This window comes from Polaribacter porphyrae (genome assembly GCF_002954685.1).
Taxonomy (GTDB): Bacteria; Bacteroidota; Bacteroidia; order Flavobacteriales; family Flavobacteriaceae; genus Polaribacter; species Polaribacter porphyrae.
Window position 1 is genome coordinate 3,146,920 of the sequence record NZ_MSCN01000001.1, and the last position, 26,868, is coordinate 3,173,787.

Below are 26,868 nucleotides of genomic sequence, written 5' to 3' on the forward strand. Positions count from 1 at the left end.
TCTATTTATAAAATTCCTCAATCGCTGAAAAAGCTCATTTCGAAATGACAAATTCAAAATATTTAAAAAAAACTAAACGTGCTGATCAATCAAAACAGCATTTCCATCAGGATCTAAAACCACAAAACTTGCAGGTCCAGAAGTCGTTTCATCTGCTTCTGTTTCTAGTTTTACACCTTCACTTTTTAAATGTTGTTGAATGGTTCTTACATCATCAAAATCTTCTAATTTATTGGCAGATTCATCCCAACCAGGATTAAAAGTTAGAATATTATTTTCAAACATTCCTTGAAATAAACCTACTAAAGCGTTTCCGTTTTTTAAGATTAAATAATTCTTTTCGATTTCGCCTGCAAAAACAGTAAACCCTAGTTTTTCATAAAAATCTCTTGATTTATGAATATCTTTTACTGCTAAACTGATGGACATTGCACCTAATTTCATATTTAAAAAGTTTTTGATTGATGTTATAAAGTTAACAAAAAAGGAATAAATCTACATTTTTCATTACTTATTTGTATAGTATAGAAAAAGCACTAATTTCTAGAATTGGTTCAACATCATTGCCTTCTGTATAAACACCTGCTTTTAAGTAATAATTATTTTTATATTTATTCCAATCTGAACTTGGAGATAAGGTTTTGCTAAAAGAAGTCCCTTCATTTTTTATTTCAAAAGTAGCCAAACCATTTTGTGTTGTAATGTTTATAGAAAATTCACTTTCAGCAGTGTATAAGGGACCTACATAAGTGCTATAAGTAGATTTTTTTTCATCTGGTGTGGTTTCTGTTGCTTTAATTTTTATGTGTCTATCATCATCTACATAAACACGAATCCAAGGTCTTTTTACACCACCTCTATTATGAATTTGTGCTATAGTTACACCATTATAAGGTATGTTTTTTAAGGTAGCTGTATATTCCATCTTTTTAAAAGTGTTTAAAGATGATTCAACTCCAGCATTTTCTTTTAATTCTGTTCTATGACTTTTTGGAGCAAGACAGGTCATTTTTACAATTCCATTATCATAAACATCCATCCACTCTTTATCATCTATTTCACTTGCTTTAAAAGTATCTCTATTTCTTTTATCTTTAGATATCCAACTAGTTTCTACAACTAGTTCTCCAAAATCTACTGCTTTTGAGTTGTTTAAATCTGATTTACCCTCTAAAGATTTTTTATAAAGTATCTCTTCATTTAACCTATTACTAGAGCTACCTATAAAAAGTATGATTATTAATAAAAATTTATATGAGTTTTGTAACATGTTCTTAATTTTTTTTAATTCATAGATAATAATACCATTCGTAGTTCCATAAAAGTAAATGATTTATCTACCTTTTCTTTAAGTTCTGTTAAGTTTTTAAACTCAACTTCTTCTATTTCTTTAATAATTTTTTTATACTTTTTTAAAGGGATTAACTCTAAAATATCAACATCTCCTGTTGGTATAAATGACATTAAATGACTTTGAATTGTATTTAAAGTTAGGCTACGTTCTTTAGCTATTTCTTTAGGTGATAAACCAGATTTAAATAGTTCAAAAGTAATTTGTTTCGTAGATTTTTTATCTTCTTTTTTTTGTTCGTTAAATTTATTAATTCCGTTTTCTTTGCAATACGTTTCAATAACTTCTAAAATTTCTTCTCCGTATTTTTTTACGCGAATTTTACCCATTCCATTTACTTTTAAAAGCTCTTTTTCTGTTCTGGGTAAAGCATCACATATAGCATATAAGGTCTCTTGCGTAAAAATTTGAAACGCTGGTATATTTTCTGCAATTCTAATTTCATCACGTAATTCACGCAATTTTAATGCCAATAAAGGATCTTTTCTAGTTGATAATTTTTTCTTTTTTTTAGGTGCTGTTTTTTGTAAAACAGCGTCAGCTCTCACTTTTAAATAATCTTTTATTTTAAAACCTTCTGTCATTTTTTTAAGAGCAAAAACCTTTTCTGATAACTTTTCTTGTAAATTATCAAACTGTTTTGTGAAGTCTTTTTTTACAGCTTTATTATCAGACGAAAATTCAATTTTTGATAAAGGAGTTACTATTTTATTAATGGTTTCTGTTAAAAAATAATCTACGCCTTTTGTAAATCGTTCTTGAATTTGACTACTATTTTCAGGGAGGATATTAGTCTCTGAAATTTTATTTAACTGATTTTTAAATTCGTTTGAAACCTTCATCAAAGCTACAACTCCATCATCTTTAATCGTTTGTAAATGATCTATAATATCGCCTTTAATAGAAGTTTGATTTCTGTAAAAAATATCAATCATTCTAGTTATAGGATACAAAAACGGTTGGTAATCAAATAATTCTGAAATTAAATTCAATTGAAACTGTTTTTCAGAATCTAATAGCTCTCTTTCATCAGGATGATTTTCTTCCACAGTTTCATTAAACGAACTTACAGTAGCATCATTAATAATTGCATTGCTAGAAATTGGGGTTTTTAAAACCAAACCTTCTAAAGAAGTACATCTACTTAAAGCTACATAAGTTTGCCCATGAGCAAAAGAAGCTTCAGCATCAATAATAGCTTTTTCAAACGTTAACCCTTGACTTTTATGAATGGTAATTGCCCAAGCCAAACGTAAAGGAATTTGTTTAAAAGAGCCAATAATGTCTTCTTTTATTGCTTTAGTTTCTTCATTAATAGAATAATTTACATTGTCCCACATTTCATGTTCTGTAACAATTTCTTCTACTTCATTAGGGCACTGTACTGTTACTGTTTCTCTAGAAATATCTGTAATAATTCCTATTTTACCGTTAAAATATCTTTTTTCTAATGATGAATCATTTTTGATAAACATTACTTGAGCTCCAATTTTTAATGCTAGCTTTTCGTCATTTGGATAAGCGTTTTCGTTAAACTTTCCTTTAACTTCTGCATCAAAAAAATAAGTGCTATTTTTTAGTTTATTGAGTTCAGATTCGTTGATTGCATTAGCTCTTCTATTATGTGTTGTTAAAGTAATGTAACCTTCTTCTTTTGTAGGTGAAAAATCTGGATTGTATCTTCTATTTAATACTTTCTCTGATTCCGAGGATAAACTATCGTTTCTAATTTCATTTAATATTTTAATAAAATCTTCATTTTTTTGACGATAAATATGTTTCAATTCTATTGAAACCACATTGGCTTCTTGATAAGCTTTAGAACTAAAAAAATATACTGTATTATAATATTGTTGCAGTAAACTCCACTCATTAGGTTTTACTACTGGAGCTAACTGTTGTAAATCTCCAATCATTAAAACTTGAGCTCCACCAAAAACTTTATTTCGGTTTTTATAACGTCTCATTACTTGGTCTATACCATCTAACAAATCTGCTCTAACCATAGAAATTTCATCAATGATTACTAAATCTAACGATTTTATAATATCAATTTTTGTTTTGGAAAATCTACGTTGTTGCTGGTTATTAGTCTGATTTGGTAAAATAGGACCAAAAGGCATTTGAAAAAAAGAATGAATAGTTACTCCTTTTGCATTTATGGCTGCAACACCTGTTGGAGCAACAATGACCATTCTTTTTAAAGATTCATTTTTTATTTTATGTAAAAAAGTTGTTTTACCAGTACCAGCTTTTCCTGTTATAAAAAGGTTTCTATCGGTTTTATTGATAAAATCGAAAGCAAGTTCTAGTTCAGGATTTTTTGGCATTTGAGCTTTTTATTGCAAGATATAAAATCAATTTAGATGAAATAAAAAAATCCCAAGCATTTGCTTGGGATTGTGTTAAAATTGATTAAATTTTATTATTTGATTAAAAGTTTTCCGTTTTTTATAAAACTCCCCTTTTTATCATGAATTTTATAAAAATAAATTCCTTCTGCTAAATTGTTAGAAATTGTAGTTTCATACTGATTACTATTTTTTTCAGCAAACGGAAGACTGCTTACTTTTTGTCCGTTTGTGTTGTAAATATCTACAATATGATTTTTTAGTGAAATTTTAGAATCGATTGTAAGCGTTGCACCTGTAGCAATAGGGTTTGGGAAAATGGTAATATCTGTTAGTAATTCATCATTTACAGAAGCTGTTTTACCTGCTAATTTTTGATATATCATATTTTCTAAATTTACAGTATCTTCTGAATTCCAAGGATCAGTAATTTCAGCAGTAACATAATGTCCTTTTTTACTGTAAAAAACCAATTTATAACGCTCTCTGTGTGAGATCTCTATGTTGTTCTCAAATTCTTTTTCTTCCTCTCTATAAATCATTTTCATAGCTTCAGCATCACCATCATCAAAGGTTTGTAATGTGCCTTGACCAATTACATAATAAGTATCTGTGTATTGAACATAATTTGACGAATTATCATCGTCTTCAAGTTTTACAATTGATTTAAATTCTAAACCTATTTTTATTGGTATTGGTGCTTTTGTTTGATCATATTGGTATGCTACAAAATCTCCATCTTCAATAGTACTATATCCAATAAAAAATAAATCTCCTGTCGTTAAATCATAAAGTTCTTTAGTATTTGAACTAGTAGATGATAAGTGATGTGTTCCATACTCAGCAATATTATAAAGTTTTGTACCAATTGCGCTTTCTTGTTCAACAGTAAAAGCTTTATACCCGTTAACTGAAGAAAGATTTGGTAAAACCCATGTTTCTTTTACTCCAGAAGAAATTTTACCTATATCCATAGAAACTGAACCACTAGTAACAGAAACAATTCTTTGTTTTCCTATTTCAAAATGATTGGTAAAATCTTCGAATGTTATTTCAATATCATCTTCTTTTTTAACAATATTAGCATTTTTATTAACTTCAAAATGGTTATATGTTCTCTTAAAATATTTTGGTTTTGATAGGTTTGCACTTTTAAGATTACTAGATCCAATAGCTAATACGATTGCTTGTATTGAGTTTATCATTAATAGAAAAAAGAGTAATGATAAAATGGGTAGATGTTTTCTCATAATATATTATTTTAAGTTAAAGATTGTTTTATTGTTACTATTAAAAAAATTAGACCTACCAAAAATGGAAAAAAATTAGGATTTTTTGCATAAAAAGTAGTGCTATTAGAAGCTATTAGCGTTTTGTTTACAGGTAGATAAGGTTTATCATTTATTTTTGTTGTTCTTCCAAATTGGTCTATAAAACAAGAAATTCCAATATTTGCAGAACGTACAGTTTGCTTTCTATTTTCTATGGAACGTATTCTAGATACATTAGCCATAAAAGTCATAAAACCAACATCACCATACCAACCTTCTGCAGCCAAATGGGTATAAATTTCTGCTCCATTTTTTGATAATTCTGCCCAATGTTTTGGATACCATTGCTCAAAACACAGAGAAACTCCTATTAAAAAAGAAGTATTATTTTTTGTGATTAACTCTATGGGTTTAGAGTGCTTTCCTTTATTAAAAAAACGAGGGTCATTTTCTTTTATCGGAAAATTAGGTATTTTAGCAAGTAAAGAATGGTAAGGAATACCTTCTTGACCTGGAGATAAAACTGTTTTATGATGATAACTAGGCTTTCTATCTTTATGTGAAATTAAAATTCCTGAAACGTAATTTCCACCATTTTCTTCTTCTCTTATTGTGTCTTTTATACTTCTTCCTCCTGTTATTAATGCAGATTTCCAATCAGTAACAGCTTCAAAAAGTATAGCCTCTAAATTTGATTCCTGTAATGAATATACTAATCCAGATTCTGGCCATACATACAAATCACTATATATTCCTTTATCTTTCATACGAAGAGCTAAAGAATCTGTTTTTTTTAAAGTATTTTCTATTATCCAATAGTAATTTTCGGGATTTAATAGTTCTTTTGCGGTAAATTGAGTGGGAACAACAGTAACATTTAAATTTTTACCTTTTAAATCTTTGTATTTGTTGGCACTATACATACCATATATAAGCGGTATACCTAGCATTAGTAAAGCAATAAAACTGATTTTTTTTAAGAATGATAACGAAAATAACTCCTCATTACAGTTTTTATATGCTTTAAAAGTTAGAACGTTAAAAAAAAGTAACCAAAAAGATATTCCCCACATTCCAGTAATATCTATATATTGAATAAGCCAAAGATTACTGCTTTGGGAATACGCAGAAAGATGCGTACCCATTGTAAACTCTAGCTCTAGATAAATCCATTCCCAAATCATCCAAATAAAGGGAAATAACCAGATGGATTTTTGAAATGTAAATTTTTTTTGAAAGAAATAAAAAATAAAGAAAGGGAAGAAAAACCAAATGTCTTCTAAAAAGAACATTAGTAATACATTTAAAGTAGTTGTTGGAAAATTAAAAAGCCATCCTGCAGCTATCATTTCAAAAATTACCACAGTGCCAAAACTTGACGTTATGCTTTTGGTAAAATTATCTGTGTTCTTTTCTAAAAAAAGAAACAAGGGTACAAAAGCAAACCAAGCTAAAAAAGATAAATTTACTTGTTGAAATATAGGCCAAGATAAGCCATATAATACACCAGAAATCAACCACAAGGGAGTTCTCTTTAAAAATATCATTTATTAATTTTGATTACAAAAATGATATATATGCTTTAATTATCGCCCACCCAAAAGAGGTGGTTTTGTTAAAAAAGCCTATTTTTTAATAGTAAAAACAGAAAATTAATTTATTTTAATAGATATTAGATTTTGTATTTTTGAAAAAAAATAAACGTCTTATATCTTGAGAAAAATCATTAAACCTACTTTATTAATAATTTTACTCTTCTTTTTTGTTTCTTGTATCTTTCAAGAAAATAATAGTAATAATTTAAAATTTTCAATTTCTTATTTTAAAGATCTGCAAGAGGCTGAAACAATACATTCTATAACTAATAAAAAAATGTTAGTGTTAGAAAATCCTAAAATTGGGTTTCAAAACGGTATTTATTGGTTTAAAATAAATTTATTAGATAAAAAAGATTACAAGACAATTATTTTTGACATAAAAGAAAGTACAATTGCTGATATAATTGTTTATAGAAATTTTGAAATTATACCATATAGTAATATTGAAGAGACTCATTTTTCTTTGGCAATAGATAATCATAAAAAAGAATTTACTTACTATTTTAAGGTTCATTTTAAAAATCAAGTTCACTTTCCATTAAAAATAAAAGAATTTAAAAGAAGTCAATTAAAAGAGAAATATGCTTTTTTTACAAACGGAATCTATTATGGGTTTGTTTTGATGGTTCTTATTGTGAATGTGTTTTTTTTCTTTTCATTAAAAGATAAAACTTTCTTATATTATTGTTTATTTTTAATTGCTATCAATTTAAGTATTTCAGATTATGAAGGGTTATTAAAAGTGATAATACCTTCTTCTCTTTTGAAATATAGTACAGTTTTAACACATCCTTTAATTCCAATTTTTGGAGCACTGTTTGCAAATCGTTTTTTGAATCTAGCCTACTTTTTGCCAAAAAGCAATAGAATTGGACTGGTTTTACTCTTTATAGCTGTACTTACTTTTTTCTTATTTATTCCTACTCATAAATATGTTTTTATAGCAATAGCAAATACTATTTCATTATTTATTCTATTCTACTATTGGGTACTTGCCGTAATTATTTTAAAGAAACATCAATTTGCAATCTTTTTTGTATTTGGTTATTCTTTAATATTATTTTCTGCAATCTTTTTTGTAGTCCCTGTTGATTTAGGTTTTAAAACACAAAATATTTCTCTAAATACTGTAAAGTTTGGAGCAATATTCGAAATGTTAATTTTAACATACGCTATTACTTATAGAATAAAAATGTTGCATAAAGAAAACGAAAAATTTAAAGAAGAGATTAAAGAATATTTAACTAAAATAAACGCATTTAAAAGTAATAATTCTGAAGAAACAAATATTGAAAGTTTAATTCGTGAAAATAATTTATCAGATAGAGAAGCAGATGTGTTGTTGTTAATTTTTAAAGGATATACAAATCAAAGAATAGGAGATGAATTGTTTATTACTTTAAATACTGTAAAATACCATATCAGAAATATTTATCAGAAATTAAATATTAATACTAAAAATGAAGCAATTGATATTGTAGCTAAAATAAAAAATCCCAAGTAAAAACTTGGGATCTATATATTTAAAAATCTAATTGTCTAAAATTCTAACAATTTTACATTTCCAACGCTTTTGCTGGGTTATTATCCATTAACAATTCTACAGGATTTTCTAACGCTTCTTTAACAGCCACTAAAAAACCAACAGATTCACGACCATCAATAATTCTATGATCGTAAGATAAAGCCACATACATAATAGGAGCAATAGTTACAGCACCATCAACAGCAATAGGTCTGTTTACAATATTGTGCATCCCTAAAATTCCACTTTGTGGAGGATTTATGATTGGTGTAGATAACATAGAACCAAATACGCCACCATTAGTAATTGTGAATGTTCCTCCTGTCATTTCATCAATAGTGATTTGACCATCTCTTGCACGTAAAGCCAAACGTTTTACTTCACTTTCTACTCCTCTAAAAGATAAGTTTTCTGCATTTCTAATTACAGGTACCATTAATCCTTTAGGACCAGAAACTGCAATAGAAATATCTTGAAAATCATGTTTTATTTGAAAATCTCCGTCAATCATAGAGTTTACATCTGGATACATTTTTAAAGCTCTTACAACTGCTAACGTGAAGAAAGACATAAAGCCTAAACCAACTCCATGTTTCGCTTTAAAGTCTTCTTTAAATTGTTTACGTAAATCAAAAATAGGTTGCATATTTACTTCGTTAAACGTAGTTAACATGGCTGTTTCACTTTTTACAGCAACTAAACGTTCTGCTACTTTTCTACGTAACATAGACATTTTCTTACGCTCTGTTCCACGAGTTCCGTTAGCAGGTTGAGTTCCCATAGATGGGATTGCCTTTACAGCATCTTCTTTCGTAATTCTACCATCTTTTCCTGTTCCTTTTACAGAAGAAGTGTCTATACCTTTTTCTGCCAATACTTTTTTAGCTGCTGGAGAAGCTGTTCCTGTAGCATAAGTAGCCGCTTTTGGAGCTTCCTTAACTTCTTCTTTAGGTGCTTCTTCTTTTTTGGTTGCTGTATCTCCTTCTGGTTTTGCAGCACTTGTATCTATTAAACACACTACTTCACCAACTGCAACAGCATCACCTTCTTCTGCTTTTAAAGTGATGATTCCACTTTCTTCTGCTGGTAATTCTAGGGTTGCTTTGTCTGAATCTACTTCTGCAATAGGTTGATCTTTTTCAACATAATCTCCATCTTCAACTAGCCAAGTTGCAATTTCTACTTCTGTAATTGATTCTCCTGGTGAAGGAACTTTCATTTCTAAAACACTCATGTTTCTTTATTTTTATTCTGAAATTTTTCTAACTATTAAAAACACTATCGATAACTGCTCTGTGACGCTTTTTAAAACGTGTACTAGAGCCTGCAGCTGGTACAGCATAATATTTACGAGAACGAACACTTAAATTTTTCAATTCAAAACGTTGCAACATGTAACTCCAAGCTCCCATGTTTCTTGGTTCTTCTTGTGCCCAAATGTACTCTTCTACATTTGGATACCTGTCTATAATCTTTTGAATCTTTTCTTTATGCAAAGGGAATAATTGCTCAATTCGAATTAAGGCAATATCTTCTCTATTTAGTTCTTCTCTTTCTGCTAGTAAATCATAATAAAATTTACCCATACAGAACACCATTTTCTTAACTCCATCAATGTTTAGTGTATCATCTATAACCTCTTGGAATTCACCTGTTGCTAACTCTTCTATAGAATTAATGGCTTTTGGATGACGTAATAAACTTTTTGGTGTGAACACAATTAAAGGTTTTCTGTAATCACGTTTCATTTGGCGACGCAATAAATGATAGAAATTTGCAGGAGTTGTACAATTTGCAACAGTCATATTATCTTCTGCACATAATTGCAAATAACGCTCAATCCTTGCAGATGAATGCTCTGAGCCTTGCCCTTCATATCCATGAGGTAATAGAACTACAATTCCATTTTGAACTTTCCATTTATCTTCAGCAGCAGAAATATATTGATCAAACATTATTTGAGCTCCGTTTGAAAAATCTCCAAATTGAGCTTCCCAAATAGTTAAAGTATTTGGATTGGCCATTGCATAACCATAATCGAAACCTAAAACTCCATATTCAGATAATAACGAATTGTAAATTGTCATTTCTCCTTTATTATTTGGGTTTGTATTTAACAGGTTAATTCTTTCTTCAGTTTTTTCATCACGTAAAATAGCGTGTCTGTGAGAAAAAGTTCCCCTTTCAACATCTTGCCCAGAAATACGAACATTAAAACCTTCTTCCATTAAAGAACCATAGGCTAAATTTTCTGCCATTCCCCAATCTAATTCGTTGGTTTCAAAAACCATTTTAGTTCTACCTTTTAAGATACGTTCTGCTTTTCTTACAAAATTTGCACCTTCAGGAACTGTTGATACCACTTTAGCAATACCTTTTAATTTATCAACAGGGTATGTTGTATCCAAAGAAGTTAACATAGCTTCTTGGTCTTCTCTTTCAAAACCTTCCCAAGTAGATTTCATGAATTCTTTAACCTTTGAAGTTTTATCTTCTTTAGATTTATCAAATTCATGGTTTAGCATTTCTTTAAACTCATTGGTAATTTCTTCAACATAATCTTTATCAATAGAGCCTTCTTTTATCAATTTTTCTGCATAGATGGCTTTTGGATTTTTATGTTTTGAAATTGCCTTATATAATTTTGGTTGTGTAAAACGAGGCTCATCACCTTCATTATGTCCATATTTTCTATATCCTAATAAATCAATAAAAATATCGGTTTTAAACTTCATTCTAAATTCTAGAGCCATTTGCATTGCATGGCATACAGCTTCTGTATCATCAGCATTAACATGTAAAACAGGGGAGAGGGTTACTTTACCAACATCTGTGCAATAAGTGCTTGAACGTGCATCTAAATAGTTGGTAGTAAATCCTATTTGATTATTTACCACAATATGAACTGTTCCTCCAGTTTTATAACCATTTAGTTTTGCCATTTGTACTATTTCATAAGCAATTCCTTGCCCAGCAATAGCTGCATCTCCATGTATTACAATTGGTAAAATTTTACTTGAATCGCCATCATATTTTCTATCAATTTTTGCTCTTGTAATTCCTTCTGCAACAGCTGCAACAGTTTCTAAATGTGATGGGTTTGGAACCAAATTCATTTTGATTTCATTACCATCTCTATAGGTTTTGCTCAATGTTAAGCCTAAATGATATTTTACATCACCATCTATATCTTCATCTTCAAAATCTTTACCTTCAAATTCACTAAAAAGATCTCTAACAGGTTTTTTAAAGATATTTACTAAAGTATTTAAACGACCTCTGTGAGCCATTCCTAAAACACATTCTTTAACACCAAATTTTTCAGCAGCTTCTCTTAACATAACACTAATTCCAGGAATTAGTGTTTCTCCACCTTCTAATGAAAAACGTTTTTGACCAACATACTTTGTTTGTAAAAAACTTTCAAAAGTAACAGCTTGATTTAATTTTGATAAAATGTACTTTTTAGAATCTACAGAGTATTTAGGGTGATTATCATTATCATTTAAACGATTTTGCCACCACTTTAACTTTTCAGGATTACGCATATACATATATTCAACTCCAATTGAATCGCAATATATTCTCTTTAAGTTTTCTATGATATTTGAGAGGGAAGTTTTTCCAAGCCCTAGAATTTCTCCAGCAGAAAATTCTTTATCTAAATCGTTTTCGGATAAACCAAAATTTTCGATAGCTAAAGTAGGTTGATATTGCCTTCTTTCTCTAACTGGATTTGTTTTTGTAAATAAATGACCTCGAGTTCTATAACCGTTAATTAAATCTATCACTAAAAACTCTTTACGAACTTCTAAAGGTATTTCTGCAGTTGAATTATCATTATCTGTGAGAGAATAATTTTCATTGGCTAAATCATAACCTTGAAAAAAACTTCTCCAACTAGGTTCAACAGAATCTGGATTAATTAAATATTGGTCATATAAATCGGCTATAAAGCCAGTATGTGCTGCGTTTAGGAACGAAAATTTATCCATACAATAGTTTATGCTTTTTATATAAGCTAATTATTACAGCAAAAATACAATTTTAACAATAAAGACTTGTTTATTTTTAATAATAAAAAGACTTAAACTTTTATTAAAAAAAGTTTTAAAAAGTATTTGGCAATATTTTAAAAAAATATATATTTGCACTCGCAAAACCCAAGCATGGGATGCAAATTCCTCCTTAGCTCAGTTGGTTAGAGCATCTGACTGTTAATCAGAGGGTCCTTGGTTCGAGTCCAAGAGGGGGAGCTTTTCTAGACACCTCACCATTTTGGTGAGGTTTTTTTATTTCCAATCTTCGGAAACCCTTATGTTTACTAACAATTATCGCTATCAGTTCATTCAAAGAAGCGGCATAGCTTAAAACCAAAGCTACTTTTTTGTTCTCAAACCACCTAATATTTATTTAGAAAATATGGTTTGGAATGATTTATGTTGTACTAATATCACACAAATTGTGTTATAATTTGTGTATATTTGTTAGAGTAATCATTTATAATTATGGGAACAGTTGAATTAAAAAATAAATTAGTTGATATTATTAACTCATCAGATGATAAGTTTTTGCGTATGGTAAATGCTTTACATATCAGTTATTCCTCTGAAGAAAAATCATCAGATTTTTATGATGAACTTCCTGCAGAAATTCAAGATTTACTTATGGAAAGCAGATTACAAGCTCGCCAAGGAAAAGTTCGACCTCACAAAAAAGTGATGGCTGACTTCCGTAAACAATACGGAATTACTGGATAGTAATATGAATGTTATTTGGACTCCCTCTGCTGAATTATCCTATGCAAAAGAATTAAAAAAGATTAGTGATAAGTGGACTATTACTCAAATCATTAACTTTATGGATTTAGTTGACAATTTTGTTGACAAACTTGAATCTGGTATTATTCAAGGTAAAATTTCAGAAAAAACTAATATGAGGTCTTTTGTTATTTCTAAGCAGACGACTTTATATTTTGATATTTTTGAAGACACTCAAACTATTGAACTTCTTTTATTCTGGAATAATAAAGACAACCCTAAAGACCTAAAAAGATTTTTAAATTATAAAAAATAATAGATTATATCTCTCCATTATTTTTTACTTTATTTAATACCTTCAAAATTCACACTTCCTTTTTCTAAAGATTTTTTAAAGAAGTAAAAATCTTCTCTTAATTTTTTTATTGACTCCTTAAGTTCATTGTGATTTTCTACAGAAGAAGCATAACCAAGCACATCTAACCATTCGGTATAGCTTTCTATCAATGTGATAAATGAGGTGCTTTTTAGCAGTAGTTTCTTCATTTTTATGCTGAACTTATTTCAGTATCTTTTTGTTGATTTTCTATGTATTGGGTGTCGAGCCTCTCGACCTTGCTTGTGTTTTTAGTTTTTGTGGCGAGGTACTTACAACTGTTTGATTTATTGAGTTTTACCCTCGCCACTTTTAAAATGGCGAACTCTGGCGGTCGGGAAGCCCGACAGCTAGGTAAAAATCACTTTGTTTCTTTACTTAAAGAGGTCTGCGACTCCATTTTTTCAATACAGAAATTGAGTGCTGAATTGATACTATTCTCTAATTCTTGAAACTCATTGGCATCAACAATTTCATAGGTAAAAGAATCGCTGTCGATATCCTTTCTTCTTTTGATATATCCGATTTACAAGACATAAACAACAAAATAGTGCAATAAAGTAATACTCTTAATAATTCTATTTTTTTCATAACTATTTAAACTTAAAATTGAGCTTTCAAAAAAGTATTCAAAGCATCTTTACCAATATTTGATGTCGCAGTTGTACCTATAAAATTAGTTTTTTTACCATTCGATACTTTATGCATATCAGGTCCACTAAAACCTATTGACAATTTACCCTTATATGAATCAATTGCATAAATAGGAACATTAAAACTATTTGAGGCATTAAGATCTTTTGTTGAGGTTCCTGGAGTGTTAACTTTACCTGGATCAGAAGTTAAATTATGAGAATGTACTTGACCTAGTAATATATTCTTACCTCCTTTTACAGTTTGAACTCCATTAGCTTTGGTATCTACTGACATTGTTGTCTCTCCGTCTACACCATCATTTCCTCTAATAGCTGTAACTTCTGCTGTAGGATTTCCTTCACTGTAAGGATCTGTTTTTAAAACTATATAAGTTTGTCTTTCTGCAGTTTGATCTGAAACAGTTTCATTATTTACATCGTCTATACTAGATCTAATTGTTTTATTATCTATAGTTACAACACTACTAGAAGACTGGAGTTGTGCTGTAGCTTTTAGTGATTTGGTAGAACCACCATTTCCAGATTTTATATCGTTAAAATCTTCTTTATGGATAACTCTTATGTTGTTAGATGCTGCACCGTCTTCACCTAATAATTTTCCTGTTTTTGCATCAAGATACCAATCAACTGGAGCCATACCATCGGGGTCAATAAAATATATAGGATTGTTAAAAGCATAATTATAAGGAGAATGCCTACGCATTTGCTCAGCCAAGGGGTCAAGATTCATCCATCTTCCAAGTGCGGCATCATAATTACGAGCACCGAAGTCGTGCCATTCTAGTCCAAGTTCGTCATTTAACTCCATCCCATTGTAGCCAAACTTCTGCGCCAAAGAATTTCCATTACTCGTAGTTACGTTATTATACCCTTTATGTTTTAAGCCGAATGGATAGTCATCTAAGGTCATTTTTTTGACCTTTTAACAATTTTTACAACCTTTATCTAGGTTTTAATACGGTATTTTCAAAGAACTTATACTTTTGATAATAATTTTCAATTTAGAATTATTATCCATTCTTTATTTTATTATCTACTTCTAAATCTTGATCTATCTATTCCTTTACCTTTTTCTAATTCTTTTCTTTTTCGCGTTTTTTCAAGTTCTTTCATTCGATTCTTCATCTTCATTTCATGTTTAAGTTCATGAATTTTTCGAATCTTAATTTTCTCTTTAACTAATTCAAGATTTCTACTCTGATGAAATACTCCAATAATTTTTACAATTCGTGTTTTTTCGTTTACTAAATAATGAACTGTAAATGGAAAAGAAGAACTTAAAATAGCTCTTCTATGATTATTTTCTACTTGCTTAAATAGTTTTGGGTTTTCTTTTAATTCAAGTTTTATTTTTTGAAAGGATTTTTTAAATCGTTGACCTAAATCTAATTCTTTAGACCTATAAAAAGTAAAAGCCTTGTTTAATTCTGAAATTGATTCCTTTGTGTATTTAATTTTATAATCCAACTTTTTATGATTCCATTTTTTGTAATTCCTCTAAATAAAATTCTAAATCTTCATCATCAATTAAATTCTCTTCATTTTCTGCATCTTTAATTCGTTGAGCAATAACTCGCTGACGTTCTTTATCAAATTCTTCTTTGGAAACTTCTTTATCTCCGTTATAATATTTATCACTCATAATCTAAATATAACATAATTTTCAATTTCTATCCCCAAAAATAAATTTTCAAATGAGCTTCCAAATATTTTTGATTTCTTGTAAAACAAATTGTCTTTCTTGATAATCGTTTTATGTGAGTTCGTAAATTCAAATTCATTCTCTCAATTCTGTTTGTACAATATTGAAATCTCTTATGAATTTCTTTCGGAATTATAGTTGGATAAATATTCAATTTATCTGTATAAATTCTTTTAGGATGAAGTAGAAGTATTTTATCTATAACAAATCTTAAATTTTCTGTATTCCTACTACCAACTGTAAAACTAATCACATTTTTGGTGTTTTGTTCGATAGCATAGGTCAAATAATTTCTAACATCCTTATTTCCAATTCTTATAAATATCTCATCAACTTCAAATTTACAGCCAAACTTATTAAAATATGGAATTTTAATTTGTTTACTAATCTTTAGCATCCTTGATAAAACAGTTTTATTAGAAATATTTAATATTCTAGCAATACTTCTTACTCCACAACTTTCTTTCAATAAAGTAGAAATGAATTTGTTTGTTTCTGATTTATAAGCTTGATAAGTATAATCTGATTGAAAATAACGCTGACAGTTTTTACAATAGAACCGTTGTTTATTATCTCGTAACCCTTTTTTGATATAATTCTTTGAATTACATTTTTTACATTCCATAGCACTTACTTTTTCAAGCGCCAATTTACTACATTAAGCTTATACAAACCTATATTTTATAAGCTCTAACGAATTTTAATATTTCAAAGAACATAAGATACTGTCCTTTTTAGATCAGTATCTTTTTATTAACTAACTGATATTAAGAAATTTTAATTTCTAAAATCATAAAAGTGCCAATTTACTACACTACCAACGTAAATAAGCCTCAATTAAGAGACTTATTCATATTTTAACCAACTGATTATCAGTGTTTATTTTTAATCATTTTTCAAAAGTGCCAGTTTAGGACATTACCAGTTTAGGACACTACCTTCAGTAGTGATAATTTCTAAAATCATAAAAGTGCTAATTTACTACACTACCCCTAACATTACCCAAATTATTTTAACAATAAAGAAAAGGATAAAAATGATACTTAAAGAATTAACTATAATCCATTTCCTTTTTGAAATTTTTTTTTTATTAGAATTTATTAGAATCAAATTTTTAATCGAAAAAAATACTGATAAAAAAAGAAAAGGATAAAATACATATATTGTTATTAACCCCAGAATTTTTCTATAATAATCTCTATCCAAAATGTTAGGTATAAAATATATAACCAAGACAATAGATAAAAAAAATAATGAAAAAAAAGTTTGTTTTTTTAATTTATTAATCATTTTTTCTTCTTTTTTGAGTTAAATCCATTTTTAATTGCTTTTTGGTCAGCAGCAGTATCTGTAAATACTTCATTTGCCTGTGAGCCAAATTTTATTTCACCATAACTAAAACCTGATATTCCCATAGCTCTACCCCACATAAAATTTCCTGCATCATACAAATTATATATATTATTAGTATTTCCAAATCTAAAAAAACCTGAATCATCTGTATAAGTTGCTCTACTTCTAGATCTTAAATTATCATCAGCAAATATTTTATGTTCTGCTAAATCAATAAGCCAACCTTCTGCAAAATCATAATCACCATGACCCTTGATAGCTGCTTTAAACCAACTAGCAGCAAAAAAGCCTGCAAAATATGCGTAATATCTTTCAAAAATAATACCTCTATCAATTATAGCTTGATTCATTTGCTTAACGGTTATTTGAGTATATAATCTATCTCCCACTTGCCAAGATCCATTAGCGTAATCTTTATCTACATCGTTAGCATCATGAAAAGAAATTTCATTCCCATTCTCGTCAAAATATCTGTTAGGTTTATTATTTTTTACAACTTTCGTAACTATTCCATTAGAGTTAACAGTTACATCATCATCAGGTTTTTGCTCAGAATCATCGCTCGCCTGGTATACCGTTGTATAATCTTTGCCTTCTGTTAATCTATGCCAATTACCATCTAAATCTTGTATCCTCATAGTTTGTGCATCTGCTCCACTTGGGTCAGCCCAAAATGCAGGATTATTATCAAATGCTGTGTAAGTTGACATTGAATGATGTACAACTGGGTCAATTCCATTAAAACGACCAATAGCAGGGTCATACATACGCAAATCCATTTCATACAAATTCAGTCCTAAACTTTCATTGTACTCAACACCATTGTATTTCCAATTCTGTGCTAGTGGATTACCAGCACCTAGAATTTTCACGTCATTATACCCGTTGTGTTTGAGTCCAAAAGGATAATAGTTAGATTCTTCAACTACAATGGTTCTTGATGTATTACCTTTTACAATCTTTACATCATCAAACCAAACCTTACCCTCTACATTATTGTCTATCCTAACATTTAATTCTTTTATTTCTTTTGGTACTAATACAGACCTCTCCATATATTCCCATTGTCCTCTTGTCGTTAAAGTTGTACTGCTATAATTTTTACTTGGATATCCAGTTTCTCCTGCTTCTCTTCCTGATAGGAAGATTCTTGAACTATTATTCCCAGTATCTTCTACATATATCCAACAAGAAACTGTATAGTACGTATCCTCAGTGTTATTGATTGGCGTCCAAATATCACTATATACATATGTACCCCAAACAGATGGATAATTTGAGTCTATCCTTCCAGAAGAATTTCCTGTTTTTTTCTTACTGGTATCTATTTCTGTTAATGCCCAACCAAATGAGTTCTCGCTCTTGTCCCAGTTAGGCATACTCCCACTCTCAAAACCATCTGTAAAAATAGTTGTAGATGGGACAGCATTTTTATTTTCTGTAAAGCTTACTCTCACATTCCCAAGGTGATCTTTGTGCTGGTAAATATAATCAAAACCTTGGCTATAATCTGATGAATTTTGTGGTGTTGCATAGCCTTCTGATGTATTGAAAAATTGCAAGTTATTATTTTCATAAATATAATTTCCTGCATATTCTGTTGTAGCTCCAGTGCTCACAGTTTTCTTTAGTTTTACACCTGTGGCATCATATACATAGGTGATATTACCTGTTTCTGAACCCCAAGTTTTTGATACTATTGTCGGCAAATTCAAATGATTGTAAGATATACTTGAAATTCCCTTGTTAACATCTCGTATCATATTACCATTTTGGTCATATGCATAGTCTGTTATAGGGATTGTGTTGTCGTCATCTTTAAATCCAAAATCTGGATTTGCTGAATCTTCTACACTAAATAGTTGATTGCCATCATAGGAATAACTTAAGTTGTCCATTAAACCATAATCACTATGGGTGTGTGCATTGGGTTGTGCTACTATTGCCCCCCTTCTTTGTAAATTTAAGATATTTCCATTTTTATCGTAATTCACATTACTTAAACTAAACTTATTTCCTTGATTCCAGCTGTAATAATATCCGCTTTTTATTCGATTTAAATCATCATAATAAAAGTTATAATATCTTCGACTATTATCCCCCGATGTTCTCCAGTATATTTTTGAGATATTACCATTGTATAGTCTTGTACCATCATCATTGTATTTTAACTCCATTGAAAACAAGTCACTACCCAGACCTTGTTGTGGATCATTAATATTGGTGAGCCAACCTCTAACATTATATTGGTAATTTATTTGTTGAAGTTCATTATTTTCTGCTTCTCCTACTTTTTTGTTTTCTAACTGACCAAGCTCACCGTAAGTATTTTTTACAATTAACTCTTCTGCCTGACTGTTAATAGTTTGTTTTTGTGTTAACAATCGATCTGCGTGGTCATACGTAAATTTATCTATAGTAGTGATATCTGTTTTGCCTGTTTTTTGATGGATACTTTCAGTACTTACCAATCTACCTGTAAAATCATCTAATTCTGACTTTATAATATCTGTTGTTCCTAAAAGTTCATTCTTTGTAAATACATAAACTGGTCTCGCTTTCTCATCATAATAATTAACCGTAGTTATCCATTTTTCTGGGCTTTCATCTAATACTTTAACTTTTGACCCTGTGGCCAGTCCTTTTACATTAGTAGTTGAATTTCTTGTCTGTGTTATTGAGTTTGTATTGTATTTTGTAGAAACGACTGTGGCAGAACCTGCTCTATTAAAAACATAATCGTCGTAATAATTTAACGTGAGTATTTCAATATTGTTGAAAGGGAACTGTAGATTTGTGTAATGATGACTTACATAAGTACTTCCAAATTCGGAAGAAGATTTTGTTTCATAGTTTAGTTTTTGTGATGATGATTGTGTAGGCGCTATATTAAAATGATTTTGCATTTGCGACTGATTTAAACTGGAAGAGTGCGTGTAAATTCCAGTATAAATAACTCTACCTAATTTATCATATTTTGTAAAAAGCCATTCTCTTTTATTGTTGCTTCTTTGATTAGCATCTTGTGTTAGTACAGGTCTGTCTAAATTATCATAAATAATATATTCCCAATCTTTGCCTGGAATCTTTTTTTCTACTAATCGATTTCTAGAATCATATTTGTATTGATAGCATAACTTATTTAGCATATTGCTAACTTCTACTTGAGTTTGAGCTGCACTGTACCCTTGTAAGTTTTGAGGAAGACTAATCGTATTATTCGTATTGCCTATATACGTATAGGCGCCTGAAGTACCGTATGATGAACATTGCAATTTGTTATTTGAAATATAGTAGGAAGTTGACTGATAATATGGGTCATTATAAGTACTACTGGATGCAATACTCAAATAAAGCCCGTCCATAAAAGGTATATCTGCAATATCACCAGTCTTTATATTAGAAATTGGAGATGGAGAGATATAGATACTGGAATAGATTTCAAAATTCCCTGGTGATACCATTCGAATACCTACGGTTACATTAGAGGTACCACCACCACCACCAGATATGTATAAACTAGAACTAGATATTGTGATACTTTGTACTTCATAAATTTTTGTTTTTTCAGCTGCTAAAGGAGGCAATACATAGGTTAGATTTCCAAAATCATCATAGACATAATATGTATCGTGAGGTTTACCATTGTTATAAGTTCTTTTTAAGACAACTTGACCCTGTTTATTTTTGAATTCTTCAGTCGTTCTGTCTTTTCCATCATATGTCCTCCAGTTTTCGTCCTTGGTAATGGTTTTGTACAATTCCCCAGCATTGTAATAAGAACCTTCTAATTTCAATTTTGGTGCTTGTGTATTTCCATTATCAAATTCTACCTCAAATTGTAAAACTTCATTTGCTTTGTTTGTATCATACTCAAATTTTATGGTATGCCCATTACCAACTTTCCAATCTTTACCAGGGGCTGCTTGTTCTAAAACTCTGTTTAATGGTGAATTTTCATATACTTTTTCTGAATATGCATTTACCTCTGAAAGTGGTTGATTTAAAAAGTCATCTGGGTATTTGTTTTGATAATATTGGTTGGTAGTTTCTATTACATTACCAGTTCTATTATATGAATAATAACTACTATTAGTTACATAAGGCAAATACTCTTTAACTTGCCTTCCAAATTCATCATAACTAAAATGTGTTACTAAATCCTGCTTATTTCCTCCAGCACCTAAAACCAAACTTTGTTTAGCTCTACCTAAACCATCAAAATAATTAATGCTTACTGATTTATCATCATTGGTTAATGTTACCCCACTTACAGCATCATAAGTACCATCAGTTGTTTTCTTTTTATAAGTAGTTGTTTTTACATAGTTCTCTGTGGTAGTTTGACTTATTATAAGACTAGGTAATAAAAATAGCACAAGTACAAAACTTGTAGCTAGTTTTTGATATATTCTCTTTTTCATGGCAATTAGTTTTTATAGTTGTACTCGTTCTCACTCAAGATGTTTCCGTCTTTATCTTTTACATTTTTTAAGCGATTAAAGTTGTCGTAATCATAATAGATGGTTTGCCCTCTTGGATCTGTAATACTTGTTACTCCTATCAATGGATCGTAAGTAAAGGTTGTTACTTGTGCATTGGGTAAGGAATTTCTTAAACTCTCTAATGCTGCTCTTAAAGTGCCTTCATTACCTAAAGCACCAATAGTTCTATCGTTATCAGAATTTGATAGTATCTGTAAATTAGCTACTTGGCTTTGAACTTGAGCATAAGTGGCGTTTTCTATTTTGGCTATGGGTTGTGATTTATGATATCCCCAAATATAGACGATATGGGTTCCGTCTTTTTTACTTACTTCTTTTGGATTGCCTTTATTATCATAATCATGGTAAACTATCTTATCCTCTAAAGAATTTGTGCCTTTGGAGGTTTGGATTTTTTGTGGAAGAAATGGGGCTAAACTTGAATATATTGTATTTTGTTCTGATAATTTAGTACTTCCTTTATAACTTGTTGTTTTATTTATAAGTATGTGGAAAGTATTTGAATTATCAATAATTGAATAATCATTCTCTGTTTTCAGTACATCTCCATGACTATTTAATATTTCAGAGCCTGCTAATTGATAATGATTGTCGTAATCATAGTTGTATTTTGTTGAGATAAAAAGTGTACCATTAGTATTATATATTGTTTTCTTTTTTTCAAAGAGTTTTTGTACACCACTTGTTAAATAGTAGACTTTATAGTTGTTTGGACCTGCAGTACTACCATCATTATTATCTATTTTAAACTTAATTAATGGTCTGTAAAACTTTAATCTGTTCTTAATATAATTCATACTAGGAATAACATTATCTGGTTCAAATCTAAGATTATAAGGATCTGTTAAATCCCCAAAAGAAAATGAATCTGCATATTTATAAGTAAATTCTTCTTTTTTAACAATATCGAAGTCATTAGAAGAATTTTCACCTTTCTTGTAGTACTCTATTAAAATTGGTTTTCCTCTAAGCCATTCGTTATTAACCGCTAATGTATAAGGGAACTTATAAAATTTTCCTCCGTCTGGAAATGCTGTAAATTCGTATTCTGTTTTTCCTCCTTTTCCTTGTAAGTTACCTGAATCAATATACTCTGTTACATGACTATATCCTACATGATTTCCCTGTTCATAAGAAAGAGGACTACCTGGTCGTGCTCCATATTGAGTATTTATTCGAGGTACTACTACTCCATTAGAAAGCGTTAGGGTATCTTCGATATAGTAATAGCTTGGTAAAGAAAATACCAATCCACTACTTGAACCATCTGGTTTAAGGTAATCATAAGTTCTAGTTATTGTTCCATTATCTGCACTATAGTTTTCTATTTTTTGGATACGATAGCCACCACTATAAATTAAGTCTGGTTGATTTGAGTTGATAATACTACCCCAGTTTAGAGTAACAATAAAACTATTATCTCTGTCATTAGGATCATCATTTGCTCCATAAACTTCTGCTCTTATTTTATAATTCCCAGTTTGTAAAGGCTCTATAGCCATATCATATGAAACGCTGTTATGTGCTTTATATAAAAGCAATGGAGTACCATTTACGTAAACAACTTGCCCATTGCTATCTACTACACTAAACACATAGTTACAACTAGAATTTTGATTACCTCCCTGATCCAATTCACAATTAACAGCATTTCCATTAAGATATACTTGCACATTAATTGGTCCAACATCAGTGCTTAAAACATCGAAAGAACTACTCTCATAGGTGTTTTTTTGAGAGGTACTAGATACTAGAGTAATTGTACTCTTTGAAAGATAGGCCGATTTGTTTTGACCTGCAGGATTTGGATTTGCATAATATAAATCTTTAAAATAGTCAGGGATAATGGCCTTATTTGCCTCAAAAGTATAATTCGTATAACCTCCAGTAGGATAGATCATCTTCTTTATTAAACCTGTTTGCGCTTTTATGGTATCTACTTCTCTACTTACGGATTGACTACCATAGCCAAAATCCGTCAGAAATGAACCATTATTCTCTCCATTATAATATCCCCATAAATCTTGAGAATTAGAAAAACGGTTGGGTACCAAATTTTTATTCGTATACTCAAATCCACGATATAATCCTGAAATGTTGTTATTATCAACGCTTTCGATACTATCTAAAAACAGTTTTGTTCTAGCTTCAGTATCATTAAATAAATAATAATTTATATTACCATCATTGGTATTAGAAGGATTACTGTAGCTGTAATTAAAATTATATTTTTTAACTCGCTGATAGTTATTTTCAATTTCAATAGAGTTTAACACATAGCCACCTTTCAGATCATCTCGTTCATTATTGATATCTTTAATGAATTTTACTTTACCTTTATCGAAAACAATTTCTTTGATTTGATACTGCTCTTGTGTAATTCTAGAAAAATGAGAACTTATAATCCCTCCACTACTTTTTTGGTCATAAGATCTTCTGTAGAACTCAGAATTTTCTATCTCATAATTAAAATGTATTTTTTTTCCATTTGGACTTACAATATCTATCAAATGCCAAGTATTTACTGTATTGGCTGAAGAAGTACTAGTAGTCACATTAGTAGTTAACACATGTGGAGTATTTATTAGATCTTTGCTTTTTGCTTCTCTTGTAGTATTGGTAATTTCAGGATTCCCAAAATAAAATTGAAAGCCATCTTTTGTACTAATAATAAAGTGAAGGGAACTATCATTAGTACCAATTCTTTCTATTCTTAAGTCGTCATAGCTTTGTAAAATAGGTTCTTTAGTTTGTTGATCAAAAATAAATTTACCTGAATAACCTGCAAAATTAAAACTAAACTGATCAGGTATTAAGTCTAACTCGTCATTTATACCAGCTGTATATACATTCTGTCTTGTTGAAGAATTTGATTCGAAATCTCCATAAAAACTTCCATTAAAGTAACTATATGTACCTAAAAAGTCATTTTTCCCCCTTATTTGTCTGGTAATTGCTCCTCCTGCATTAAGTGCCCAACCAATACCAACTCTAGAAGCAATCTCTTCCACTTTGATTCCTCTGGCGTGATAAGATAAACCAATTGGAACGGTTAATCCATCTAAATTAATCTCATAGATTGGTACATTAATTGTTGGAAGTCCAGTGTAATGACCTACGGGTATTTCTGTGAATTTCGCTAATGAAGTTGCCTCTGGTGATGGCGGAATAATGGTAGGCAAATCTTGAGAAATAGAAACTAATGGGAATAGCAATACAATGCTATAAAATAAATTTTTCATAGAAATAAATTTTGTAAATACGGAAAATGAAGTAGATTTCATTTTGGGAGCAGTTTTTTACAAAGGAAAGTAAATAAATTTATTCTTATATGTAAAAAATAGCAAAACCTTAATAATTAACAAATTGTTAACCTTATTTGTATTTTTTAAGAAATAACTGTACTCAATTTAAACATAGGTAAATACATAGCAATTAAAATGGTAGCCACAATAGCACCCCAAATAAGAATGATAAAAGGTTCAATAGTAGCCGATATCATTTTAGATTTGTATTCAATCTCTTGATTGTATTGATCTGTCAATCTTTTAAAAATGGTTTCATTTTGATTGGTTTCATCTGCCACTTTAATAAGAGATACCATTTTTTTATCAAAGATTTTATAGTTATTCATACTTTGGTGTAAACTTTTGCCCTGTAAAATGGCTCCATCTCATGAGTCAAAACATAAAACTTTGAGAAAACAGAATTAACAAACGACAAGAAAAGTCTTACTATTAAAAGGATTAAAGAATATAAATACTTCCTAATCAGTTTATTCGAATTTTCGAATTACAACCTTAAGAAAAACCACTTTTTCTTTTCTGAATAAAATTGGTCTAAAATCTAATTTTCTAATTATTAATTTTAGTTTTCTTCTATTAATATTTTTTGAATTTTGGTTTTTGCCTTAAGAAAAGAGTTTTTTAATTCAAATCTTGACTATTACTTCTCTTTTAACAATTATTCTCACAAGAATTTAATTGATTTGCTTGTAATCGACTTTTGTATGACTTTTCTAGTATGGGTTTTATTTGTTTTAATGATGGTGTTTTAAAAACCTCATTAGGAGTATAAATCTTATGTTCATAATGTGGTCTTACATTATTATAATCATTTACATAGAAATCTACTTCTTGATGTATTGAAGTCGATAATATCGGTTTATCTTGAAAATATTTACTTTTCAATATTCTGTAAGTTCCTTCTATTATTGAATTTGAAAATTTAACATCTTTCAATGCAATCTTCTTTGTTATTTGAACTTGCTGATTTTTGATAAATTCGTGAATCGTATGATTATTATTCTCTGAACCTCCGTCAACAATCAAATCTATATTCGACTTCCCTACTGAAATATCAAACTCATTTTTGATGGCTCTTTTCAAACTTTCTAACCGAATATTTGCTGATAGTTTTTTTGAGACATCATAAGCTATAATCTTTCTTGAAAAGTTGTCTACAATTGTATAAATATAATACTGAATATTATCAATAGTTTTATAATAAGTAACATCCATATGCCAGATTTCATTAGGAATATTAGCTCTTGTTGAAATACGCTTTCGTTTCTTCTTGTATTGATTTCTCTTTTTGCTTAATCCCAAAATTTTGGAATAACGATACCAAGTACCTCTAGCCATAGAAGTTTTTCCTTGCTTAAAAGCTAATCCCCAAACTGATGCGATTGACCAATGGTAAAATCGTTTATTGTTCATAAACTTCTTGAGAACATCAATCTCATTTCGTGAAATTTGTTGTGGAACTTTCTTAAAACATAAATTAATTAATGAAAATTCACAATGATAATTTTGATAGCGTTTCCAAGTTTGAAAAGAATGAGGGGTGATTTTTAGGAATTTACAAATCAGATTTTTCTCTTTATTATCATTAGTAATATTTTCGATAAGATTAACAATTGTATTTCTATTCTTTTTAATGATTGCTTTAAATTCTTTTTGTCCAATAAAATTTAGAATAGTGATATAAACTTTACAAAAAGTAACAAACATCTTTTTTAATTGTTCTACTTTTTGATTATAAATAATTTGTAAATCATCAATATTATTATTGATACTTGATGAAAATTCACTTCCCAAATATTTATGCGGATTGTCATTTTTCCAATAATGAGCTGTTGAGGGTTTTATTGTAGATGTAAAATTATCTGGCAACAAATGATTTTGAATACCTAAAGCGTAGCAAATTTTTACTGAAGAATGATAAGAATTGTACTTTTTCATTTTACTAATAAAGGTCATTTTTAATCAAAAACAAAATTGTTTCATTTTTTTAGGCTTTTCGAAAATTTGAAAAACATTCTCAAAAATAGTGTGGTTCGATGTGTAAAAGGGGTTCTAAACTACACTAACTCTTTGATATTCAAATAGAATTGGTTCGATAGTAGCGCATGAGGGGGA

At 29.5% G+C, this 26,868-nt stretch carries 19 protein-coding genes and 1 tRNA gene; 4 read left to right on the forward strand and 16 right to left on the reverse strand.

What is annotated here, in order from left to right; all coding sequences use genetic code 11:
* Positions 1-72: 72 nt before the first annotated feature.
* The 5 genes from BTO18_RS14210 to lnt all read right to left on the reverse strand — a co-directional run bounded on the left by BTO18_RS14210 (position 73) and on the right by lnt (position 6,520).
* Entirely contained in the window at positions 73-444 is a 372-nt protein-coding gene (locus BTO18_RS14210; RefSeq protein WP_105016861.1) for a VOC family protein, read from the reverse strand.
* 67 nt (positions 445-511) lie between these two features.
* Positions 512-1,270: a polysaccharide lyase family 7 protein gene (locus tag BTO18_RS14215; RefSeq protein WP_105016862.1), complete on the reverse strand. Its 759-nt coding sequence runs from the start codon at positions 1,268-1,270 to the stop codon at positions 512-514.
* A 14-nt stretch (positions 1,271-1,284) separates the two neighbouring features.
* Positions 1,285-3,681, reverse strand: coding sequence for a helix-turn-helix domain-containing protein (locus tag BTO18_RS14220; protein WP_105016863.1), 2,397 nt, complete (start codon positions 3,679-3,681; stop codon positions 1,285-1,287).
* Positions 3,682-3,776: 95 nt separating this feature from the next.
* Positions 3,777-4,952, reverse strand: coding sequence for a T9SS type A sorting domain-containing protein (locus tag BTO18_RS14225; protein WP_105016864.1), 1,176 nt, complete (start codon positions 4,950-4,952; stop codon positions 3,777-3,779).
* A gap of 11 nt (positions 4,953-4,963) precedes the next feature.
* Positions 4,964-6,520, reverse strand: coding sequence for an apolipoprotein N-acyltransferase (lnt, locus tag BTO18_RS14230; RefSeq protein WP_105016865.1), 1,557 nt, complete (start codon positions 6,518-6,520; stop codon positions 4,964-4,966).
* A gap of 166 nt (positions 6,521-6,686) precedes the next feature.
* Here lnt and BTO18_RS14235 point away from each other — a divergent pair, with 166 nt between their 5' ends.
* Positions 6,687-8,075, forward strand: a complete 1,389-nt coding sequence (locus BTO18_RS14235; protein ID WP_105016866.1) for a 7TM diverse intracellular signaling domain-containing protein — start codon at positions 6,687-6,689, stop codon at positions 8,073-8,075.
* A gap of 52 nt (positions 8,076-8,127) precedes the next feature.
* Here the strand turns inward: BTO18_RS14235 and odhB are convergent, their stop codons facing one another.
* The gene (odhB, locus tag BTO18_RS14240; protein ID WP_105016867.1) at positions 8,128-9,330 is read right to left on the reverse strand and encodes a 2-oxoglutarate dehydrogenase complex dihydrolipoyllysine-residue succinyltransferase; all 1,203 of its coding nucleotides are present in this window, start codon (positions 9,328-9,330) and stop codon (positions 8,128-8,130) included.
* Positions 9,331-9,358: 28 nt separating this feature from the next.
* On the reverse strand, positions 9,359-12,091 hold the full coding sequence (locus tag BTO18_RS14245) for a 2-oxoglutarate dehydrogenase E1 component (protein ID WP_105016868.1): 2,733 nt from the start codon (positions 12,089-12,091) through the stop codon (positions 9,359-9,361).
* Positions 12,092-12,278: 187 nt separating this feature from the next.
* On the opposite strand from BTO18_RS14245, the gene BTO18_RS14250 reads away from it, so the two are divergent.
* The 3 genes from BTO18_RS14250 to BTO18_RS14260 all read left to right on the forward strand — a co-directional run bounded on the left by BTO18_RS14250 (position 12,279) and on the right by BTO18_RS14260 (position 13,172).
* Positions 12,279-12,352: transfer RNA gene (locus BTO18_RS14250), tRNA-Asn, on the forward strand.
* 252 nt (positions 12,353-12,604) lie between these two features.
* Positions 12,605-12,856, forward strand: a complete 252-nt coding sequence (locus BTO18_RS14255) for a hypothetical protein (RefSeq protein WP_105016869.1) — start codon at positions 12,605-12,607, stop codon at positions 12,854-12,856.
* A 4-nt stretch (positions 12,857-12,860) separates the two neighbouring features.
* A complete protein-coding gene (locus tag BTO18_RS14260; RefSeq protein WP_105016870.1) occupies positions 12,861-13,172 on the forward strand; it encodes a hypothetical protein in 312 nt (103 codons plus the stop codon).
* A 29-nt stretch (positions 13,173-13,201) separates the two neighbouring features.
* Here BTO18_RS14260 and BTO18_RS17505 read toward each other — a convergent pair whose 3' ends face one another.
* The 9 genes from BTO18_RS17505 to BTO18_RS14295 form a co-directional block, all read right to left on the reverse strand.
* The gene (locus tag BTO18_RS17505) at positions 13,202-13,402 is read right to left on the reverse strand and encodes a hypothetical protein (RefSeq protein WP_146106946.1); all 201 of its coding nucleotides are present in this window, start codon (positions 13,400-13,402) and stop codon (positions 13,202-13,204) included.
* A 433-nt stretch (positions 13,403-13,835) separates the two neighbouring features.
* Positions 13,836-14,798 carry an RHS repeat-associated core domain-containing protein gene (locus BTO18_RS14265; RefSeq protein ID WP_105016871.1) on the reverse strand — a complete coding sequence of 321 codons (963 nt, stop codon included), beginning with the start codon at positions 14,796-14,798 and terminating at the stop codon, positions 13,836-13,838.
* A gap of 119 nt (positions 14,799-14,917) precedes the next feature.
* On the reverse strand, positions 14,918-15,355 hold the full coding sequence (locus BTO18_RS14270; RefSeq protein WP_105016872.1) for a type II toxin-antitoxin system RelE/ParE family toxin: 438 nt from the start codon (positions 15,353-15,355) through the stop codon (positions 14,918-14,920).
* A 4-nt stretch (positions 15,356-15,359) separates the two neighbouring features.
* Entirely contained in the window at positions 15,360-15,530 is a 171-nt protein-coding gene (locus BTO18_RS17705; RefSeq protein WP_170063280.1) for a hypothetical protein, read from the reverse strand.
* Positions 15,531-15,558: 28 nt separating this feature from the next.
* Positions 15,559-16,215 carry an IS1 family transposase gene (locus tag BTO18_RS14275; RefSeq protein WP_146106947.1) on the reverse strand — a complete coding sequence of 219 codons (657 nt, stop codon included), beginning with the start codon at positions 16,213-16,215 and terminating at the stop codon, positions 15,559-15,561.
* Between the two features lie 661 nt (positions 16,216-16,876).
* Positions 16,877-21,367 carry a DUF6443 domain-containing protein gene (locus BTO18_RS18060; RefSeq protein ID WP_105016874.1) on the reverse strand — a complete coding sequence of 1,497 codons (4,491 nt, stop codon included), beginning with the start codon at positions 21,365-21,367 and terminating at the stop codon, positions 16,877-16,879.
* Between the two features lie 5 nt (positions 21,368-21,372).
* On the reverse strand, positions 21,373-24,690 hold the full coding sequence (locus BTO18_RS14285) for an RHS repeat domain-containing protein (RefSeq protein ID WP_146106948.1): 3,318 nt from the start codon (positions 24,688-24,690) through the stop codon (positions 21,373-21,375).
* A 146-nt stretch (positions 24,691-24,836) separates the two neighbouring features.
* Positions 24,837-25,112 (reverse strand): type II secretion system F family protein, encoded by a 276-nt coding sequence (locus BTO18_RS14290; RefSeq protein ID WP_302849156.1) that lies wholly within the window; start codon positions 25,110-25,112, stop codon positions 24,837-24,839.
* Positions 25,113-25,404: 292 nt separating this feature from the next.
* Entirely contained in the window at positions 25,405-26,709 is a 1,305-nt protein-coding gene (locus BTO18_RS14295; protein ID WP_105016877.1) for a DDE-type integrase/transposase/recombinase, read from the reverse strand.
* Positions 26,710-26,868 lie beyond the last annotated feature (159 nt).

Excerpts from the sequence above, each read along its gene's own strand:
- BTO18_RS18060 (WP_105016874.1), bottom strand. The coding sequence starts at position 21,367 with ATGAAAAAGAGAATATATCAAAAACTAGCTACAAGTTTTGTACTTGTG.
- BTO18_RS17705 (WP_170063280.1), bottom strand. The coding sequence starts at position 15,530 with ATGAGTGATAAATATTATAACGGAGATAAAGAAGTTTCCAAAGAAGAA.
- BTO18_RS14275 (WP_146106947.1), bottom strand. The coding sequence starts at position 16,215 with ATGGAATGTAAAAAATGTAATTCAAAGAATTATATCAAAAAAGGGTTA.
- BTO18_RS14245 (WP_105016868.1), bottom strand. The coding sequence starts at position 12,091 with ATGGATAAATTTTCGTTCCTAAACGCAGCACATACTGGCTTTATAGCC.
- BTO18_RS14255 (WP_105016869.1), top strand. The coding sequence starts at position 12,605 with ATGGGAACAGTTGAATTAAAAAATAAATTAGTTGATATTATTAACTCA.
- odhB (WP_105016867.1), bottom strand. The coding sequence starts at position 9,330 with ATGAGTGTTTTAGAAATGAAAGTTCCTTCACCAGGAGAATCAATTACA.
- BTO18_RS14210 (WP_105016861.1), bottom strand. The coding sequence starts at position 444 with ATGAAATTAGGTGCAATGTCCATCAGTTTAGCAGTAAAAGATATTCAT.
- BTO18_RS14260 (WP_105016870.1), top strand. The coding sequence starts at position 12,861 with ATGAATGTTATTTGGACTCCCTCTGCTGAATTATCCTATGCAAAAGAA.
- BTO18_RS17505 (WP_146106946.1), bottom strand. The coding sequence starts at position 13,402 with ATGAAGAAACTACTGCTAAAAAGCACCTCATTTATCACATTGATAGAA.
- BTO18_RS14225 (WP_105016864.1), bottom strand. The coding sequence starts at position 4,952 with ATGAGAAAACATCTACCCATTTTATCATTACTCTTTTTTCTATTAATG.
- BTO18_RS14295 (WP_105016877.1), bottom strand. The coding sequence starts at position 26,709 with ATGACCTTTATTAGTAAAATGAAAAAGTACAATTCTTATCATTCTTCA.
- BTO18_RS14215 (WP_105016862.1), bottom strand. The coding sequence starts at position 1,270 with ATGTTACAAAACTCATATAAATTTTTATTAATAATCATACTTTTTATA.
- lnt (WP_105016865.1), bottom strand. The coding sequence starts at position 6,520 with ATGATATTTTTAAAGAGAACTCCCTTGTGGTTGATTTCTGGTGTATTA.
- BTO18_RS14265 (WP_105016871.1), bottom strand. The coding sequence starts at position 14,798 with ATGACCTTAGATGACTATCCATTCGGCTTAAAACATAAAGGGTATAAT.
- BTO18_RS14220 (WP_105016863.1), bottom strand. The coding sequence starts at position 3,681 with ATGCCAAAAAATCCTGAACTAGAACTTGCTTTCGATTTTATCAATAAA.
- BTO18_RS14285 (WP_146106948.1), bottom strand. The coding sequence starts at position 24,690 with ATGAAAAATTTATTTTATAGCATTGTATTGCTATTCCCATTAGTTTCT.